This is a genomic window from [Clostridium] symbiosum (assembly GCA_036419695.1).
Classification (GTDB): domain Bacteria; phylum Bacillota; class Clostridia; order Lachnospirales; family Lachnospiraceae; genus Otoolea; species Otoolea symbiosa_A.
This window is the reverse complement of the sequence record CP143946.1, coordinates 4441263-4460955: the sequence shown is the minus strand read 5'-3', so window position 1 is coordinate 4460955 and position 19693 is coordinate 4441263. Positions and strand designations below refer to the sequence as shown.

Genomic DNA, 19693 nt, shown 5'->3' with positions numbered 1-19693 from the left:
ATAAAAAAGGCAAAATACACAAAAAACAATTGACAACTATTATTCAAAAAGTTATAATCACAACATAAAGTGTTAACGAACACACAATAAAATTGAGAAAGTTAACTAAAAATATTGGAAAGAAAATGGTTTATAGGTGCAGATGGCACAACAGATAAAGCGATGTAGGCCGAATCAGAGGATGAGACCGAATCAGAAGCGGAGGCGGGGTAAAACAGAGGAATGAAACCACAGCATACAGCACAAGAAAAAAATAGATAGACGAAAAGACAGAATTATAAAGCAAAAGTCAAAGGAGGTGGCGGAAACAGTGGATACCTATGTGGAATTCAAACACATCAGCAAATACTTCCCCGGAGTTAAGGCGCTGGATGACATCTGTTTTAAGGCTGAAAGCGGCGAAGTATATGCCTTTTTAGGCGAAAACGGAGCGGGAAAGTCAACTCTGCTGAAAATCCTGAACGGCGATTATCAGCCGGACGAAGGAGAATACATTATTGACGGACAGGCCAGGCATTTCAGCTCCCCTCAGGAGGCAATCGCAGCGGGAGTGAGCGTTATCTATCAGGAACGTCAGATTTTAATGGAGATGACCGTCGCGGAAAATGTATTTTTAGGCTCCTGGATCAAGAAGAACGGGATGGTGGATTTTGAGACGATGAACCGGCGCACGAAGGAGATAGCCGGGCGGTTTGGGCTTCATTCAATTGAACCGGATGCCAAGGTAGGAACGCTCAGTATCGCCCATCAGCAGATGGTGGAGATTATGAAAGCGGTTAACCGGGATTCCCGGATTATTGCATTTGATGAGCCTACCGCCAGCCTGAGCGATGATGAAATTGAAATCCTGTTCCGTATTATCAGGGAGCTGCAGGCGGAAAAGAAAATTATATTTTACGTGTCCCACAGGATGAATGAAATTGAACAGATTGCCCAGAAGGTAGTGGTTTTTAAGGATGGAAAAACAGTGGATCTGGTGGAACGCGATAAGGTGAGCAATGACGAGCTGATACGGATGATGGTGGGGCGTCCCCTGGGGAGTATCTTTGATTCCCTGCCGCGCAATACGGATTTCGGAGAAACCGTGCTTGAGGTGAAAAATCTGACAACCGCCTTTGTGAAGGATATCTCCTTCCGGATAAGGCGCGGCGAGATACTGGGTTTTTCCGGTCTGGTAGGTTCTGGAAGAACCGAGATTATGCGCGCCATATTTGGAATTGATAAGGTACTGTCCGGTGAGATTCTGATGGACGGTAAAGCCATTTCTCCCCGGTCGCCGAAACAGGCGGTCGATTTGGGAATTGCACTGGTTCCCGAGGACCGCAAGGAACAGGGGATTCTGCCGAATATATCGGTCAGGGGCAATATCACGGTGTCCGTGCTCAGGAGCTATTGTAACAGGCTTGGCGTGCTGAATGAGGCAGGGGAGCAGGAGACGGCGGACGGAGATATAAAGAAATTTAATATTAAGACGCCGGACAGTGAAAAACTGATCGCCCAGTTGTCGGGAGGAAACCAGCAGAAGGTAATTCTGGCCAGGTGGCTGGAAACGAAGCCGAAGGTGCTGATCCTGGATGAGCCGACAAAGGGAATTGACGTGGGCGCGAAGTCGGAATTTTATAAGATTATCTGCGAATGTGCCAGGGACGGTATTGCGGTGATCGTGATTTCTTCGGAGCTGCCGGAGATCATCGGCCTCAGCGACCGGGTGATTGTGGTAAGGGAAGGCCGTATCAGCGGTGAGATTTTAAGAACGGATGCTACCGAGGAACATATACTCGCTTATGCAATGACGGATAAGACAGGAGAACGGGCTGTGGTGTAACCGGAAGGCCTGATATATGGGGGTAAACATGGATCATTTTATGACGAAACTGAAAAAAAGCGACTTTGCGGAAAAGATCAGCCTGATCATTGCGCTTGCACTCCTCGTGGTTGTATTTTCCGTATTTAATAAGAACTACCTTACAGTGCAGAACTTTATCAATATTCTGGTGGCCTGTTCCCTGACCGGGTTTGTGGCGATTGCAGAGACGAATCTGATCATTGCCAACCAGATTGATTTATCGGCCGGGTCGGTGGCGGCTTTTGCCGGCGTGCTTGGAGCCGTTTTGGTAAAGGCAGGTTTTCATCCGGTTCTGGCCATACTGGCCGCGGTGCTGGCCGGGTGCGTGATCGGGGCGTTTAATGCGGTAGCCGTGAATTTCCTGAATCTGCAGCCGTTTATTGCGACGCTGGCCACGATGTCCATCGTGAGGGGATTTGCCTATATTATCTGCGGCGGCAAAGCGGTAGCCGTCAGCAGCCAGATGTTTATTAAGTTCGGCACATTCCGGCTGTTTGGAATTATTCCTCTGCCGGTCATTATATTAATTGTGGCGTTTCTTGTGTTTGGATTTGTGCTGAAAAAGACATTTTTCGGCCGGAGCATCTACGTACTGGGAGGTAATCCGTACGCAGCCCGCCTGGCCGGGTTAAGTCCCATGCTGATTCGTTTTAAACTCTATATTATGTCGGGAGGGCTGGCAGCCCTGGCCGGAGTGCTTTTGGCGGCCAGGATGAATTCGGGGCAGCCTTCGGCCTGCAACGGTCTGGAATTTGACGCGGCTACGGCGGCGGTACTGGGCGGCACGGCGTTCACCGGCGGCGTGGGGACCATGCTGGGGACATTTATCGGCATGCTGATCTTACAGTGCTTTAATACGGGTCTTGTCATGCTGAATGTGCAGGTTTTCTGGCAGAACGTAGCCCAGGGTTCCCTGCTTGTAGTGGCGCTGGCATTCGACTTCTACCGTAAGAGAATGAGGAGTAAAAAACTGTTGGAGGAGAGTATGAAGGTTACTGCTCAGCCCTGATGCTGAGATAAACATATCATATTATGAAAAAAAGGAGAGAGTAAAATGAAGAAAATGCAGATTGCAAAGATGGCGGCAGCGGCAGCAGCGTTCAGCCTGCTGACGGCATGCGGAACAAGCCAGACGGCCGGCACGGCGGCGCCGGAGACAAAGGCGGAGGCGGTGGAAAGTACCGCAGCAGAGGATACGAAGGCAGCGGAGGAAACACAGGACGGTACAAAAGAGAATTATGTCATTGCCGGTATTTATAAGATGGGAGACGCTACCTGGTTCATCCAGGAGGGGAAGGCCTCCCAGGAAGTAGTGGAAGCGGCAGGCGGAACATGGAAGTATATGGATGCCAAACAGAACGGCGCCACCTATATGCAGATGATTGACAACTGTATCGCAGACAAGGTGGACGGCGTACTGGTGTGCCTTCCGGATCAGAACCTGAGCCAGACGACGGTGGATAAATTAAAGGAAGCCAATATCCCGGTAATTGCAGTGGATGATGCGCTTCAGACGGAGGACGGCACCCTGCTTGCGCCGTGGGTTGGAATCGACGGATATAATATCGGCGCGGCAGTAGGCGAATGGGCCGCCAAGTATATAACAGAGAACGGACTTGATAAGGATGATACGTTTGGCGTGATGCTTCTTACGGCGGACACTGTTTCAAGCTGTGTGCCGCGTACGGAAGGCCAGCTTGCCAAGTTAAAAGAGGCGATTCCGGACTTCCCGGACAACCGTATCTTTAAGGCGGATCACGACACCAGCACGGAGCAGGGCAACACGGCAGCTTCCACGGTTATTACAGGCAATCCCCAGATTAAAAAATGGCTGGTGTTAGGCGTTTCCGACGAAGGCGCCCAGGGCGCGGCCCGGGCACTGGAAGCGGCCGGACTTGAAAAAGATTCCGTATGCGTAGGACTCGGCGGATATCTGGCTCCTGACGAATTTGCAAAAGAGAATTCCCCATTCAAGGCGGCGGCATATTTTTCCGCAAAGGGCGTTGGCGGAACAGCGGCTCAGGCCATGCTGGATTACCTTCAGAACGGAACCCCGATTCCGGAAAAATACGCGGTGGACGCTGTGATTGTGGAACCTGGCGACGATCTGGCAGCCATTATGCCGGAGTATGTGAACTAGAGTCTGTTTCTATCCGGCCGGACAGCAATGTCTGAGCGAATAAAAACAGGTCGATATACCACTAAGGACAGGTCAATAGAAAGTACGCTGCGGCGTACTTTCTATCGTTACAGTTCAGCCTTCGGCAAAACTGCAACAAAAGATGCACAGAAACGGCAAAAATGCCGTTTCGCGCCGCATAACTCGGGATTTTCACGAAAAACAGGTGAAAACACCTCGCGGAATGCATCAAGGCTGAACTGTTCCTTTCTATCTTTTCAGAGCCTGACGGAAGGTGAATAAAATGAATATAATCAAGTTTGAAGAGATGATCCCGTCCCGGCTTGAGGCGGCGAAGAGGGAAAAACCGCTTGTTTACCTGCCGGTCGGGTCGATGGAATGGCACGGTCCCCACATGGGAATGGGGATGGATACGGCAAATGCCTATGAAGTGGCAAAACGGTCCGCCGCCCGCACGGGAGGGACGGTCTATCCTCCCCTCTACATCGGGACGGAAAGCCCCAGAACGCCGGAAACGCTCCGGAAACTGGGCTTTCAGGGAAATGAGCAGATTACGGGGATGGATTTCCCCGGGAACGCGGTAAAGAGCATGTACTGGCCGCCGGAGCTGTTTGAGGCGGTAATCCGCCAGCATATAGAGTTTCTATGCCGGATGGGATATAAATTAATCGTTTTGCTGAACGGCCACGGAGCGGACCGGCAGATAGAGATTTTGGAGCGTCTGTCGGAAGAATATACGGAGCGGGGGAAGGTCCGCGTTCTTACAATCCTGGCCCTGTTTGACGGCTGCGGGGTGGGAATCGGACATGCAGGACTGGCGGAGACTGCAATTATGCAGGCGGTATGCCCGGAGGGGGTGGATTTATCGGCCCTCCCGCCAAAACCGGAAAAGTTATATAATACGAAGTTTGCCATTGTAGACAATGAGACCTTTATAAACGGACCGAATGAGGATTACAGTGTGCGCTATGATCCGAGAGATTCCACGGCGGAGCTGGGAGAGCGTCTGCTGGAATTTGCGGTTCTGCAATGTACCGCCGTTGTATCAGAGGCCATTGAGAATTTGAAATGACAGGAGGAAACGTCATGCTGGAACAAGTGCTGCGTCATGTGGAGCAGGGAGTCCGGATATGGGAGCAGGAAGTGATCATCCCGACCTACCAGGTGGGAAAGCCGGACAAGAATCCCATGTTTCTGGAAAAACGGGTGTATCAGGGAAGCTCGGGAAAAGTATATCCCCACCCGGTGATTGATAAAATTACGGATGAGAAGAAGGACCAGTCTTACAAGGCTCTCTGCCTGGAGAACCGGTATCTTTTTGTCATGGTACTGCCGGAACTGGGAGGCAGAATACAGCGCGCCTACGACAAGACAAACAAATACGATTTTGTTTACTATAATCACGTCATAAAGCCGGCGCTTGTCGGTCTTACCGGGCCGTGGATCTCGGGCGGGATTGAGTTCAACTGGCCGCAGCACCACCGTCCCAGCACCTTTGATCCGGTGGATTATAAGCTGACTGAGTCGGAGGACGGAAGCTGCACCATCTGGGTGGGGGAGATTGAGAATATGTTCCGCACCAAGGGAATGGCAGGGTTTACCCTGTTTCCGGACAAGGCCTATATCCGGATTGACGCGCAGCTTTTTAACAGGATCAGTGTGCCGCAGACCTTTCTCTGGTGGGCCAATCCGGCGGTACCGGCCGGCGATGATACGCAGTCGGTCTTCCCTCCGGATGTCCACGCGGTGATGGATCACGGAAAAAGGGCCGTATCGCGTTTTCCTGTTGCAACGGGAACCTATTATAAGCAGGATTATTCGGCCGGCGTGGATATTTCCCGCTATAAAAATATCCCCGTTCCCACCTCTTATATGGCGTATCATTCCGATTACGATTTTGTTGGCGGATACGATCACGGAAAAAAAGCCGGAATTCTGCATGTGGCGGACCACCATATCGCGCCGGGAAAGAAACAGTGGACCTGGGGCTGCGGAGATTTCGGCAAGGCATGGGATCGGAATTTAACGGATACAGACGGACCTTATATAGAGTTAATGACGGGGTGCTATACCGACAACCAGCCCGATTTTTCATGGCTGGCGCCTTATGAGGAGAAGGTATTCACCCAGTATTTCATGCCTTATAAAGATGTGGGAATGGTAAAGAACGCCACACATAAGGCGGCGGCCGGCCTGGAGATAACGGATGGAACCGCCCGGTTTACCGTGTACGCCACAGCGGTTTATCCGCATTGCACGGTGACGCTGACGGCGGAAAACGGAACGGTTGTCCTTTATCACGCCGAGACGGATTTGTCGCCGGTGCAGACGTTTGCGGATGAGGCTCCCACAGGCGGACATGCGCCGGAGGCGATTACTCTGACGGTTTGTGACAATACCGGCGGCGAGCTTGTTTCCTATACCCCGGAGAGTAAGGAGATCCCGAAGATTCCGGACCCGGCCGTCCCAATTCCGGAGCCGGAGGCGGTGAGGACCAATGAGGAGCTGTTTTTAGCCGGACAGCATATTGAGCAATACCGTCACGCCACGTACCGGCCGGAGGCATATTACAGCGAGGGGCTGCGCCGCGATCCGACGGATGCCAGGATAAACTGCGCCTACGGAAAGCTTCTCATGGGACAGGGGCAGTTTTCGCGGGCGGAAAAATATCTGGAGAGAGCGGCAGAAAAACTGACGCGTCTGAATCCCAATCCCGGCGACGGAGAGCCGTTCTATCTTCTGGGAGTTTGCCGGAAACTCATGGGAAAACTGCCGGAGGCATACGACAGCTTCTATAAGGCGGTCTGGAATGACGCCTGGCAGTCGGGCGGATTTTACCATATGGCCTGTATCTGCGCGATGGAGGGAAAATTCGGGGAGGGGCTGGCCCATGCTGAGCGTTCCCTGAGCACAAAAGCCCATAATCTGGAGGCCAGGACGCTTAAGACGGCGCTGCTTCGGAGGCTTGGCAGAACAGAGGAGGCGGCCGCCGCGGCAAAGGAAACGCTTTTAATCGACGGAATGGATTTTGCGGCCTGCTATGAGCTGTGTCTGATAAATAGGGACGGGGAGGGCAGAAAAGCCCTGGCGCAGCGTCTCTCTGTGAGTCCCAACTGGACCATTGAGCTGTCGCTTGAATACAGTGACGCCGGTCTTTACCGTGAAGCGGAGGATATTCTTGGTCTGCCGTGTGAATTGTGGGGGGACAAGATATATCCGCTGATCCACTACCACCTGGCTTATGTCTGCAAAGAAGCGGGAAAGGAGCAGGAGGCGGAGAGATACCGTCTGGCAGCGGCCCTGGATGATGCCGCTTACTGTTTCCCGCACCGCCTGGAAGATTTGATTGTCCTTCAGAGAGCCGTGGAGGAAAACCCGGAGGATGCAAAAGCATTTTACTATCTGGGAAATCTCTGGTATGACAAGAGACAGTACGAAGAAGCGGTAACTTGCTGGGAGAAGAGCCGGGAACTGGAACCCGGTTTTGCCACGGTACACCGCAATTTGTCACTGGCGTATTACAACAAAATGGATCGGAAACAGGAGGCGGCGGAGGAACTAAAAAGGGCGTTTGAACTTGATCCGTCCGACGCCCGGGTGTTCATGGAGCTTGACCAGCTCTGTAAAAGAATGGGAGTAACGCCGGAGAAACGGCTTGCCGCTTATGAGGCCCATCTGGATGTGGTGACGGAGAGGGATGATCTGTATCTGGAGTATATTACACTCTGCAACTACTTTGGAAGACATGATAAGGCCCTGGAATTAATTGAGGGCCGCCATTTTCATCCATGGGAGGGCGGAGAAGGCAAGGTACCGGCTCAGTATGTCTGCGCGGTATCGGGTCTGGGAAGAGCGGCCCTGCGGGCCGGGGATGCCCCGGGGGCGCTGGAACTGTTTAAACGGGCGCTCTGCTATCCGCATAACCTGGGTGAAGGAAAACTTGCGGGGGCGCAGGAAAATGACATCTATTATTATATGGGAAAAGCATATCGGGCGATGGGAAAAGAGAAGGAAGCGGAGGAATGCTTTCTCCATGCGGCCTCGGGCCTGTCGGAGCCGGCCGGGATGATGTATTATAATGACCAGCCGCCGGAAACAATCTTCTATCAGGGCCTTGCGCTGGCCGCGCTGTCTAAAAAGGCGGAGGCGGACGGAAGGTTCCACCGGCTGATCGACTATGGCGAGACGCATCTGGATGATCATGTGACGATCGACTATTTTGCCGTTTCCCTGCCGGATTTAATGATTTTTGAGGATGATTTGGACCGCCGTAACCGGGTGCACTGCCTGTTTATGCGCGGCCTGGGCCTTCTGGGCAAACGGGAGACAATGGAAGCGGAACGCTGTTTTGCCGAGGCTGAGGCGCTTGACATAAACCATCCGGGCGTGCATCTGCACCGGGAGCTTTTGAGGACCGGAAACTTTTAAGGATGGGGATCGAATGATGGATCATGCAAAGGAACCGGCCGGATGGGCCGATAAAGTAAAGCAGATAGAATTTTTTGGGGAACCGGCCTGGGAACTGAACAGTGAACGGTTAACCTGCATCGTTTTCCCAGGCCACGGAGGAAAAGTATTGTCTTTAAAATCCAGGGAAACCGGATTTGAATTATTGTTCCAGAATCCCAGGAAGGACTTTAAAAAGGCGGAGCCGGGAAGTCCGTTTGAGGAATTTGAGGCTTGCGGCTTTGACGACGCATTTCCGTCGATTGATCCGGGATTCGTTACCATAGGCGGACGGGAGGTGGCTTATCCGGATCACGGTGAAATCTGGTCTGCCGGGTTTGACTGCCTGGCAGACGGAGAGGGACTTTGTTTAAGCTATCAGAGTAAAATACTGCCGTACCGGTATGAAAAACGCCTGTCGCTCCGCGGGGATACGCTGCATTGCAGCTACCGGATAGAAAATCTGGGCAGGGATGCTCTTCCCTGTATTTGGGCCTGTCACTGCCTGGTTGTCTATATGCCGGATATGCGGCTGGTATATCCGGCTGGGACGAGGGAGATCGAGGCGGTTCTGGATTCGGGGCATCTCGGTCCGGCCGGGACGGTTCACCAATTTTCCCACTCGCCGGAACCGGGTGCCTGGGATTTTACCCGGGTGCCGGGAGCGGAGACGGAAGGAATGGAGAAATATTACGTGCGGGGAGAGGTAAAGGAAGGAAAATGCGGTTTTATCTATCCTTCGGCGGGGATGGCGGCAGACCTTAAGTACGATGAGAAAGAGCTGCCCTACCTTGGATTCTGGATTACAACGGGGGGATACAGGGGCGATAAAAACTGTGCATTTGAACCGGCCAGCGGCTATTACGACAGCATCGGGACGGCCGCGGCCAATGAACGCCTGCGGGTGCTGCAGCCGGGAGAAGTGATGGCGTTTGACCTGGAAATCCGGTTGTATCCGTGGAAACCGGGATGGCAGATGGGGGAGGGAAGGAGAGAAATCCGTTGAAGAGAGAAGAAATGATTCGTGTGGTTGAGGAACACAAGCTCATCGCGATTATGCGCGGAGTGGAGAAGGCGCGGGCGGTACCGGCTGCGGAGGCAATGTACCGGGGCGGCATCCGCTGTCTGGAGGTAACGTTCAACCAGAAGTCGGATACCAGGATTGCAGATACAAAAGAGATCATCTCTGAGCTGAAACGAAGCTTCGGCGGCCGGATGCGGATTGGCGCGGGGACCGTCATGTCGGCCGCTGAAGTTCAGGCGGCATATGAGAGCGGGGCGGAGTTTATCCTGGCGCCCAATGTGAACATATCCGTGCTGGAAGAGGCGGATCGGCTGGGGCTTTCGTCCGTCCCCGGAGCGCTTACCCCGTCGGAGATTGCCCTGGCATATGAACACGGCGCCGCCCTTGTGAAGCTGTTCCCGGCCGGCAATATGGGGCTTTCGTACTGCAAAGCAATTTTTGCACCCGTAAATCATATCCCGATGCTGGCAGTAGGCGGGATTGGACTACATAACCTGACCGATTATCTGCGGGCCGGATTTACCGGGGCCGGGCTGGGCTCATGCCTTACGGATGCCAGGCTGATTCAGGAAGAACGCTACGAGGAGCTGGAAAAGCTGGCCGGACAGTTTGTGGAAAAGGCACGGGAAGCGGGTGGCTGATGAAGAAGTATACAATCGCGATCGACGGAGGGACGACTAATACCAGAGCCGTTCTCATCGACGGAAACCGGGAATTCGTTGCGGCCGAGATGTCCCGGACGGGAGTAAAAGATACGGCCGTGGATGGCCATAACGGGAAACTGAAGGAGGCGGTCAGAACCTGTATTCACCGTCTGGTGGAGAATCATCTTACCGGTTTTGACGAGGTGGAGCAGGTGATTGCCAGCGGAATGATCACGTCCGGCTCCGGCCTGTATGAGATTCCGCATGTGACGGCTCCGGCCGGAGCCCTTGAGCTGGCAGGGCGGATGCGGGAAGTTCGGATCGAGGATGTATGCCCGCTTCCAATCCTGTTTATCCCCGGCGTGAAAAACTGTAATGCTCCGCTTACAATGGATCATTACCGGACAATGGACATGATGCGCGGCGAGGAAGTGGAGAGCATTGCCGTATTGGAGGCGTATCCCAAGGGCAGGCCCTGTCTGCTTGTATTGCCCGGTTCTCATATGAAGCTTGTGGCAATGAATGAAAAAGGGCAGATCAGCGGCTGCCTTACCACGCTCAGCGGGGAGCTGCTGTCAGCGGTGACGCATCACACGGTCATTGCCGATGCGGTAGGGAACGGTTTTGTGGAGCCGGATGCCTATGATCTCTCAATGGTGCTTGAGGGCAGCAGGGCGGCGGCAGCGGCCGGTTTTTCCCGTGCATGTTTCCAGGCCAGAATTTTGAATCAGTTTGTGGAGCCGGATCACCGGAAGATTGCGTGTTTTCTTCTGGGAGCCGTTTTGCAGAATGATATCGAAGCGCTGAAAAGGTCCGGGAGGCCCTGGACGGACTGTGACGTTCCCGTTATTGTCAGCGGGAAATTCCCGCTTGGAAGGGCATTTGCGGATTTGCTGAGAGAGGACGGCTATTATAAGGATATCCAGGAATTTTATCCCGATTCGAAGCTCCCGCTTTCGGCTCTGGGCGCGCTGATTGTGGCGGATGCGGGCAGGGGAGCCCATGTTCGGGATACTTACGTTTAATAAGATATAAAATGATATAAAATATTGAAAGATGGTTGGGAAAGAGTGAAAAGCTTATCCCGGCCATTTTTTATTGAGTGGCAATGAAAAGTTCGCGAAGCGTGCTTTTCGTTGTTGAGTGGCAATGAAAAGTTCGCAAAGCGTACTTTTCGTTGTTTCATAGGACACCTATGCTATAAAAAGCCATCCGGGCAGGATGCGCACTCGAGCGAAACTGTAAGAAATTCACTCTTTTTGTAAGGATCTTCCAGCAGCCCGGTATGATAAGATAAGAGTAGAAGAAGGATGTGCTCAGAAGTAATATCCGGTTACTATTCACAGCCGTTATTCCGCGAGGTGTTTTCACGCGTATTTTGCGTGAAAATCCCGAGTTGTACGGCGCGAAACGGTGCTTTTTACCGTTTCTGTGCATCGCGAAGCGTGATGCTGTTTACAGAACTGCGTTTTTTTGCAGGGCTGTGAATAGTAACAATATCCGGAGTAATAAGGGTGGATTTTCATGCGTCTGAAATACAGAAAGGAGGACTCCATATGTCCGGACTGGTAAAAGATTATGACTCATTCCGCATTCCGTACAGCCTTACGGAGACGGAACAACTGGAACGCTTTTTTGAACGGAAAGCGGCAGAAGGCTATCTGATTAAGATGCTCTCCAATTTTGGCCAAAGAGGGGATTTCCTGATGACGGCTCAGGGGAAATACCATTTTTCAATCGGAATATACGGTAAGAAGGTGACAAAGGAAGAGGAAAAGACGGAGCAGTTTTTGGAGTTTCGGCAGCGGTGGGAGGAGAGCGGCTGGATTTATGACGCGGCGCTTAAAAACCTCGTGGTTTTCTACAGTAGGGAAGAGGAGCGTCCCACTGTGCCATACACGGTATATCCTCCCTGCTGTCCGGAGGGACCACGTGAAGTGACCGTAAAAGAGGAGAATAAGGCCCTGCTTGGCATGGTCCTGATGAATTTACTGCTGGCGATTCCCTACCTGTTCCTCTTTGCCATCAATCCGATTCGCCGAAATCATCATTATGAACCGTTGGAGTTCGTGTCCTGCCTTTGTATCGCTCTTACACTGTTCTGGATTTGGGAGACTCCCGCCGCCGCGACGAAGCTCAGACAGAGGGAAGCAAAACGGTACCGGAGAGAGACGGGAAGCGTTCCGGAATTCTATCTGTTTTGGGATGAGATGACGCTGAATACAGTGGGAAGCATGGTGGTCGGTATCATCGGGATTACCTGCGGACTGAAGAGTCTGGCATTCAGGACTACGGCTCTTTCTGCGGCGGCATTTCTGGTGACGGCGGTATATATGATATTTCTGTATCAGGAATATAAAAAAAAGAGGGATCGGAATTATGGCGTGAAGCGTTTTATTTCCATAATACCGTCCCTGCTGCTGATTGCGGCGTTCTGCTTTTATCCGTACCAGGGAACGTACCGTTACGCGCCCTCGGGTGCGGACTGGCTCATGGGGAGCACGGCGCAGGAGCGGGAAGTGATTTCCCTGGGACTGGGACCGGAGGAGCTGGGATGGGGAGAAGAGGAATACAGTTTCTATATCGACACATCCAATATGGCATGCCGGTCGGAGCGGGTTATCTTCTACAGGCAGGATACGGAGGATGCGCGGGATATAAGAAAAGAGGATTACGAAAAAAACAGCAGATATATAGGGACGGTTCAGGCCGAATTAAAAAAAGAAACATATCTGAACCTCTATCTCAAACAGAAGAAGCTGTCCCTTGATGGCGGCGTTCTGCTGGACACGAAAGGAGAAATGAAGTACTATCTTACTCAGACGGCCAAAGAAATCATAGGGGTGAGCGGAGAAAAGGTGGTCATTTATTTTCTCAATACCTATGATGAGCGCTCGTTTAATCCTCAGGACGGAAAGCTTCTGAAGGAACTGGAAAGACTGGAAGAAAAACAACAGAGCGCCGAAAACGGATCCGTCAGGGCAGCGGCGCAATCATAAGACAGGGATGGTTTTAATAAGATGGAAATCAGGGTATTAGCAGACAATAATACGTATATCGATCAATATTTTCTGGGAGAACCGGCAGTCAGCTATTATATAGAAGCAGACGGCTGCCGCATCCTCTTTGATACCGGTTATTCTTCGGCATTCATCTCGAATGCGTCGAAGATGGGAATCGAACTGGAAGCAATCACGCATCTGGTGTTTTCGCATGGACACAATGATCATACGAGAGGTTTTTGTTGGCTGGCGGAGAAGAATGATTTAAGGAATGTGGAAATCATTGCACATCCCGGGTGTTTCGACGAGAAGACGGATGAAACCGGCCTGGATATCGGTTCGCCCCTCACGGAAGACGAGGTGAGGAGGGCAGGCAGATACAGACCGAGCGCCGCTCCGTATTTTATTACTGAAAACTGTGTCTTCCTGGGGGAAATCCCGCAGAAGAATGATTTTGAAACGAGAAAACAGATTGGAACCTGCAAAATACGGGGAATAAAGGAGCGGGATTATGTGATGGATGATTCGGCGCTGGCGCTGAAAACGGATCAGGGCCTTTTCATTGTCACGGGCTGTTCCCACAGCGGGATCTGCAACATAACGGAATATGCGATGGAAGTTTGCGGCGAGAGGCGCATTGCCGGAATTCTGGGCGGTTTCCATCTGTTTGACACGGACAGCCGGCTGGAACGGACGATAGAATACCTTGGGAGGCTGAATGTAAGTTCCTTCTACCCCTGCCACTGCGTTTCCTTCAGGGCCAAGGCGAAAATGAACGAGGTTCTTCCCGTTGAGGAAGTGGGAGTAGGGCTTAGGATTGTTTTGTGATTTAACTGCCGTGAGGCGGCAGTCTTTCACCGCCGCGGGCGGAACTGGTCAGGGGAAGAGACTTTCCAGGCCTGTTCGGTCTGTGACGGTGATTTTGCGGTATCCCAGGCCAATGTAGCCGAGACCGCAGAATTCGTTCAGGATTTTTGTCACGGTCACGCGGTTCAGTCCGACACAGATTGCCAGCTCCTCATGGGAATAGGGCAGGGTGGAACCGATGATGCCCTTGTCCGGATTCGGGTATTCCGTTTCTTCCAGAAGAAAACTGGCCACCTTCTGCCGCCGGTCATAGAGTGTCAGGCGTTTTACCTGACTGCAGAGGTGGTTGCAGGAATCGGTGAGAAGCTGAAACAGAATGAGGCACAGTTCCTCCGATTTCATCAGGTACGGCATAAGGCTCTGGGCCGTGCATGAGATAAGAGTCACTTCATTGACCGCGCTTACCGTGGTGGGACGGGAGGATTGGGACAGGAAGGAGGAATCTCCTACGAGACGGCCCGCCTCCATGACGGCGAGTGTAATTTCCCTGCCGTCGTCGCCCATATAGTAGATCCGGACGCGGCCTTTTTTGATCAGGTAGATGGTTCCGGCCGGTTCGCCCTGCATATAGACGATACCGCCGGGAGGAACCGTTCTTGTGATTCCGGCCCGTTCAAAATAGAAGAACAGGGACTCCGGTACTTTTATCATCATTTTTTTCCTTTCCGCTTTTCCTTTTCGCGCATCATTTATTACAGTTTAGCCGAAGGCCGGACTGTAACGGATTCTGTGATAATTGTAGCATAGATTACAGTTTGTGAAAAGCCCTTGCGTTATACTGTAAAGCAGTAATAACAAAAGGGAGAACGGGGATGAAGAAAGAGTATATGATGGCGGGGGGAACCATTATTCTGTGGGGAATGATGCCGCCTTTTGCAAAACTTTTATTAAACGGACTGAGCAATGAGAAAACGGTATTCTTAAGCTCTCTCATTGCCTTTATATTTCTGGCTGCCGTCAATCTGGCGACGGGAAAAGGTAAAAAATTTTTAGAGTACGGGGTAAAAGACTACGTGAAAATGGCTGCCCTTGGTTTTCTGGGAAAGTTCATGTACTCGGTGCTCTATTTCTATGGGCTTTCCGTACTGACCGCCGGTGACGCCTGTATAGTCAATTATCTGTGGCCGGTTATGACCGTGATATTTTCCTGCCTTTGGCTGGGAGAAAAATTTACGGTCAGAAAGAGTATGGCAATCGCCATCTCGTTTACCGGTGTCGTCCTTGTGGCGTCCAAGGGGAGTCTGGCCGGGCTTTTGGGCGGAAATCTGAAAGGCATATTAAGCTGTGTCCTGGCGGCGGTCTGCTATGGGGCGTTCAATGTTTTGAATAAGAAGGACAACAGGGATCAGTTTGTCAGCATGACGGTCTATTTCTTCACGGCGGCGCTGTTCTCCGGAATCTGGTTCTTCGCAAAGGGAGAATCCGCTGCCCTGACGGGGGTACAGACGGCGGGGATCATCTGGCTTGGAGTCTTTATGGACGCCGCGGCATTTCTCATGTGGGCCCTGGCCCTTCAGAAGGGGGACACGGCCAGTTTGTCAAATTTTGTTTATATTACACCATTCATGGCAGTCCTGTTTTCGGCTCTGTTCCTGAAAGAGGAGATTGATATCTATTCCGTGATCGGCCTGATGTTTATCGTGGCAGGTATTTTCGTGCAGATGGGGCTCTCCGGCAGGAAATCCAGTTCGCGGGGGCGGGAGAGGGTTGCCTGAATTTAACTGGGGAGAAATCATGGCTATCTATCATATAACGGGTGAGAACCTTAAAAAATTGGAACCGCTGTACCTGGGATGGGAAGAGACGATGATATGGTCGGTTCTTCAGGGAGAAATGGGCAGCGCCTGGGCGGATTCCCTCACGGAGCCGCGTTCGGCCAGGCTGGCGATTGCGGATTTCAGCTTTCTGGCGGGAGAGCCTGCCGGGGAACTGGCTGAGTTCTGGCCGGAGGAGGCCGCTTCCGGCTTCACGATCATGGTTCCGGAGAATGAAGCATGGTCGGAGGAAATCCGGCGGATCTATGGGGAAAATGCAAAGCAGATTGTGCGCTATGCGATCAAAAAAGAGCCGGATATCTTTGACCGGGATAAGTTAAGAAAGATGGCTGCCGCGCTTCCGGCCGGCTATGAGCTGAGGATGATGGACGAAGCGGTTTACCGCATGGCCCGGGCGGAAAAATGGTCGGAGGATTTATGCTCCCAGTTCCCGGACTGGGAAACTTACAGAAAAAGAGGCCTGGGAACGGCCGTTCTGCATGACGGCATTCTTGTGGCGGGGGTATCCTCCTATACGGTATATCTGGGCGGAATTGAGATCGAGATAGACACGAAGGAAGAACACCGCAGAAAAGGCCTTGCCCTGGCGGGTGCTGCCAGGCTCATTCTGGAGTGCCTGGACAGGGGGCTTTATCCGGGCTGGGATGCACAGAACAGGGGTTCACTGGCGCTGGCCGAGAAGCTCGGATACCACTTTGAGCGGGAGTATACGGCGTTTGAGGTATACAGGCCGCAGAGGGTTACTGTTCACAGGTAGTATTCCGCGAGGTGTTTTTTGTGAGTGGAGCGTAGCGAAAGTCACAGAAAACCCGAGGGTTGCGGCGCGAAACGGCGTTTTTTGCCGTTTCTGTGCATCGCGCAGCGTGTTACTGGGCACGGAGTGAACAGTAACCGCAGAGGATCGCCGGAGCATTGGCAGTAGAGTGGCAGGGCAATGATTACAAGACAGAAAGAAGATAGAAACGGGGACACAAAATGCAGTGCTCTGGAAGATAGTGGAAAAAAATCTCAAAAAGAGATTGACAATAAAGTTAGTATGTGCTAACCTTATCAATGAGTTAGATATAACTAATTTTGGTTTGTCAGTCCTAATGTTATGCACGAAAGGGTGATGACATGGAAAGGGAGGTAAGTATGCCGATTTCTATGGGTACGGTTGGATCATCTTACACAATTAAGAAGGTGAGCGGTAATACAGAGGTGCGCTCCCATCTTCAGTCTATGGGATTTAATGAGGGAACTCCGGTCAAGCTGATTACACAGTTAAACGGTGATGTAATCGTCCACGTGAAGGAGTCCAGAGTGGCAATTAATAAAGAACAGGCCCGTCATATCCTGGTCTGACCGGGAGGACGGTTTTAGAGAATGAATGGTAAGGAAGGAGCACTGTCATGACATTGAAAGAAGCAAAAGTGGGTTCCACTGTAAAGGTGGTCAGGATCCACGGAGAAGGCGCCTATAAGCGACGCATTATGGATATGGGAATTACGAAGGGGAGCGAGATCTTTGTCAGAAAAGTAGCGCCTCTCGGAGATCCGGTTGAAGTTACAATCCGGGGGTATGAGCTTTCACTGCGTAAGGATGATGCTGATTGCGTGGATATCGAGGAGGTAAGCGCCTGAGACACGACGGCATAGTATTTTGCCGGATGGTTAGTTATGAATAACCTTTGTTTGAATGAGTAGTTCCGTTAATATCATTGCAAGAATGGCAGGAGGATGAAAAAATGGCAATACATATTGCATTGGCAGGAAACCCGAACTGCGGTAAAACAACCATGTTTAACGCGCTGACGGGAGCAAATCAGTATGTCGGAAACTGGCCGGGGGTAACGGTTGAGAAGAAGACGGGAAAATTGAAAGAGGGAAAGACGGGGGAGGAAGTCAATGTAACCGATCTTCCGGGTATCTACTCCCTGTCCCCTTATACACTGGAGGAAGTCGTATCCAGAGATTTCATTTTAAAGGAAAAACCGGATGTCATCGTAGACATGGTGGATGCGACTAATATTGAAAGAAACCTTTATCTGGCGACACAGCTTCTCGAGACCGGAATTCCGGTGGTGATCGCCCTCAACATGGCCGATCTGATGAGAAAGAATCATATCATGATTGACGTAAAGACATTGTCAAAGAGGCTGGGGTGCCCGATTGTGGAGACGTCTGCGCTCAGAAAAACAGGCCTTAACGAGGTTGTGGAGACGGCAATCCACCAGGCAAAAGCATCAAAGACGCCGGAAGTACAGGCGATTTTCGGCAACTGGGTCGAGACGAGAGTAGAGCAGATCGAATCGGAGCTTCCTGCCGGAATCCCGGAGGGAGAAAAGAGATGGTACGCAATTAAACTTCTGGAACAGGACAACAAGGTCCTGGAACAGTTTGGGCTGGAGAAAGACAACCGGTATTCCAATTATACAAAAGAACTGGAAAACGAGTATGATGACGACGCTGAATCCGTAATCACGGATCAGAGATATCAGTACATACAGAAACTGATTGAGGACACCGTAAAGAAACCGGCGGCTAAAATGAGCGTTTCTGACCGGATTGACAGCATTGTGACGAACAGAATTCTGGGTATTCCGATTTTCGTGCTTGTTATGTGGGGCGTTTACTACGTTTCCGTGACAACGCTGGGAACCTTTGTAACAGACTGGACCAATGATACCTTTGTAGGAGCCGTTCAGGGCTGGGCCGGCGGCCTGCTTGAAATGGCAGGGGCGTCGGATCTGATTATGAGCCTTGTGGTGGACGGAATAATAGGCGGTGTGGGAGCCGTTCTCGGATTCGTTCCTCAGATGGCCATCCTGTTCCTCTTCCTCTCCATCCTTGAGGACTGCGGCTACATGGTCCGAATTGCATTTGTTATGGATCGTGTGTTCCGTCATTTTGGACTTTCGGGAAAGAGCTTTATCCCACTGCTGATTTCTTCCGGCTGCGGGATCCCTGGAATTATGGCAAGTAAAACAATTGAGCAGGACAATGACAGAAGGCTTACGATCATGACCGCCACCTTTGTTCCCTGCGGCGCCAAACTTCCTGTAATCGCACTGATGGGCGGCGTTATGGCAGGACATCTGTCGGGCAGCGCCGTCATTGGCGGGATGATGGCTCCGCTGATGTATTTCCTTGGTATCGGCGCGGTGCTTGTCTCGGCTATTATGCTGAAAAAGACAAAACCATTTTCCGGAAAACCGGCTCCGTTTGTTATGGAACTTCCGGCTTACCATATCCCTTCCGCCAAGACGGTGCTCCTCCATGTGTGGGATCGTCTGAAGGGATTTATCATCAAGGCAGGTACCATCCTGTTCCTGGCCTGCGTGGTTATGTGGGTATTATCGACCTTTGGCTTTGAAAATGGGGCCTTCGGCATTGTGGAAGATTCTTCTGCATCCCTTCTCTCCATAATTGGCGGCGCAATTGCCATTTTGTTCCGTCCGCTCGGCTTCGGCGAGTGGCAGCCGGTTGCGGCCTCCATTTCCGGTTTTACGGCGAAAGAAGCGATTGTAAGTACAATGGGTGTTCTGGCCAATGTGTCGGAAGAGCTTTCAGAGGATCCGGATGCGGTTGCGATGGCGATCCAGACATGGTTCCCGTCCGCGGTTGCGGCATTCTCCTTCCTGGTATTTAACCTTCTGGATTCTCCGTGTCTGGCGGCAATTGCCACGATGGCACAGCAGTTCCAGTCCAGAAAATGGTTCTGGTTCGCAATTCTTTACCAGAACATCTTCGCTTACGTAGTTGCGCTCTGCATCTATCAGTTGGGCGGCCTTGCCGCCGGTGTTGTTGCATTTAACGCTTGGACGGTTATTGCATTAATCTGCCTGGCATTCATGCTCTACATGTTGTTCAGGCCGGATCCGTACAAGGCGCAGAAATCCTATTCCAGAAGTTCCGTGGAAGCTGCTGCATAAGCAAAGACAGGTAAGTCTCAGCGTTTTCAGGATACG

At 51.7% G+C, this 19693-nt stretch carries 16 protein-coding genes; 15 read left to right on the top strand and 1 reads right to left on the bottom strand.

The genetic code is table 11. The annotated features are described in order from the left end of the window. The first annotated feature begins 310 nt into the window (after positions 1-310). The 10 genes from V3C10_19970 to V3C10_19925 all read left to right on the top strand — a co-directional run bounded on the left by V3C10_19970 (position 311) and on the right by V3C10_19925 (position 13930). The gene (locus V3C10_19970) at positions 311-1825 is read left to right on the top strand and encodes a sugar ABC transporter ATP-binding protein (protein ID WVP61554.1); all 1515 of its coding nucleotides are present in this window, start codon (positions 311-313) and stop codon (positions 1823-1825) included. 28 nt (positions 1826-1853) lie between these two features. Then, positions 1854-2855 carry an ABC transporter permease gene (locus V3C10_19965; protein WVP61553.1) on the top strand — a complete coding sequence of 334 codons (1002 nt, stop codon included), beginning with the start codon at positions 1854-1856 and terminating at the stop codon, positions 2853-2855. A 45-nt stretch (positions 2856-2900) separates the two neighbouring features. Then, on the top strand, positions 2901-3986 hold the full coding sequence (locus V3C10_19960) for a substrate-binding domain-containing protein (protein ID WVP61552.1): 1086 nt from the start codon (positions 2901-2903) through the stop codon (positions 3984-3986). Positions 3987-4269: 283 nt separating this feature from the next. Then, a complete protein-coding gene (locus tag V3C10_19955) occupies positions 4270-5058 on the top strand; it encodes a creatininase family protein (protein WVP61551.1) in 789 nt (262 codons plus the stop codon). Positions 5059-5072: 14 nt separating this feature from the next. Next, a complete protein-coding gene (locus tag V3C10_19950) occupies positions 5073-8414 on the top strand; it encodes a DUF5107 domain-containing protein (protein ID WVP61550.1) in 3342 nt (1113 codons plus the stop codon). A 13-nt stretch (positions 8415-8427) separates the two neighbouring features. Next, positions 8428-9438: a DUF5107 domain-containing protein gene (locus V3C10_19945; GenBank protein WVP61549.1), complete on the top strand. Its 1011-nt coding sequence runs from the start codon at positions 8428-8430 to the stop codon at positions 9436-9438. After that, positions 9435-10097, top strand: coding sequence for a bifunctional 4-hydroxy-2-oxoglutarate aldolase/2-dehydro-3-deoxy-phosphogluconate aldolase (locus V3C10_19940; GenBank protein WVP61548.1), 663 nt, complete (start codon positions 9435-9437; stop codon positions 10095-10097). The genes V3C10_19945 and V3C10_19940 overlap by 4 nt, the downstream gene beginning before the upstream one ends. After that, a complete protein-coding gene (locus V3C10_19935) occupies positions 10097-11125 on the top strand; it encodes a 2-dehydro-3-deoxygalactonokinase (GenBank protein ID WVP61547.1) in 1029 nt (342 codons plus the stop codon). Before V3C10_19940 ends, V3C10_19935 begins: the two co-directional genes overlap by 1 nt. A 531-nt stretch (positions 11126-11656) precedes the next feature. Further along, positions 11657-13099, top strand: a complete 1443-nt coding sequence (locus V3C10_19930; protein ID WVP61546.1) for a DUF2812 domain-containing protein — start codon at positions 11657-11659, stop codon at positions 13097-13099. Positions 13100-13120: 21 nt separating this feature from the next. Next, positions 13121-13930 carry an MBL fold metallo-hydrolase gene (locus tag V3C10_19925; GenBank protein ID WVP61545.1) on the top strand — a complete coding sequence of 270 codons (810 nt, stop codon included), beginning with the start codon at positions 13121-13123 and terminating at the stop codon, positions 13928-13930. A 48-nt stretch (positions 13931-13978) separates the two neighbouring features. Here V3C10_19925 and V3C10_19920 read toward each other — a convergent pair whose 3' ends face one another. Beyond that, a complete protein-coding gene (locus tag V3C10_19920; protein WVP61544.1) occupies positions 13979-14623 on the bottom strand; it encodes a Crp/Fnr family transcriptional regulator in 645 nt (214 codons plus the stop codon). A gap of 158 nt (positions 14624-14781) precedes the next feature. Between V3C10_19920 and V3C10_19915 the strand changes: the two genes are divergently transcribed. From V3C10_19915 to feoB, 5 genes are all read left to right on the top strand, one after another. Then, on the top strand, positions 14782-15684 hold the full coding sequence (locus tag V3C10_19915; protein ID WVP61543.1) for a DMT family transporter: 903 nt from the start codon (positions 14782-14784) through the stop codon (positions 15682-15684). Positions 15685-15703: 19 nt separating this feature from the next. Beyond that, positions 15704-16501 (top strand): GNAT family N-acetyltransferase, encoded by a 798-nt coding sequence (locus tag V3C10_19910; GenBank protein WVP61542.1) that lies wholly within the window; start codon positions 15704-15706, stop codon positions 16499-16501. A 377-nt stretch (positions 16502-16878) separates the two neighbouring features. Beyond that, complete coding sequence (locus V3C10_19905; protein WVP61541.1) at positions 16879-17088, top strand: FeoA family protein; 210 nt, start codon at positions 16879-16881, stop codon at positions 17086-17088. 47 nt (positions 17089-17135) lie between these two features. Continuing rightward, positions 17136-17366, top strand: coding sequence for a ferrous iron transport protein A (locus V3C10_19900; protein ID WVP61540.1), 231 nt, complete (start codon positions 17136-17138; stop codon positions 17364-17366). 104 nt (positions 17367-17470) lie between these two features. After that, entirely contained in the window at positions 17471-19657 is a 2187-nt protein-coding gene (gene feoB, locus V3C10_19895; GenBank protein WVP61539.1) for a ferrous iron transport protein B, read from the top strand. Positions 19658-19693: the final 36 nt, after the last annotated feature.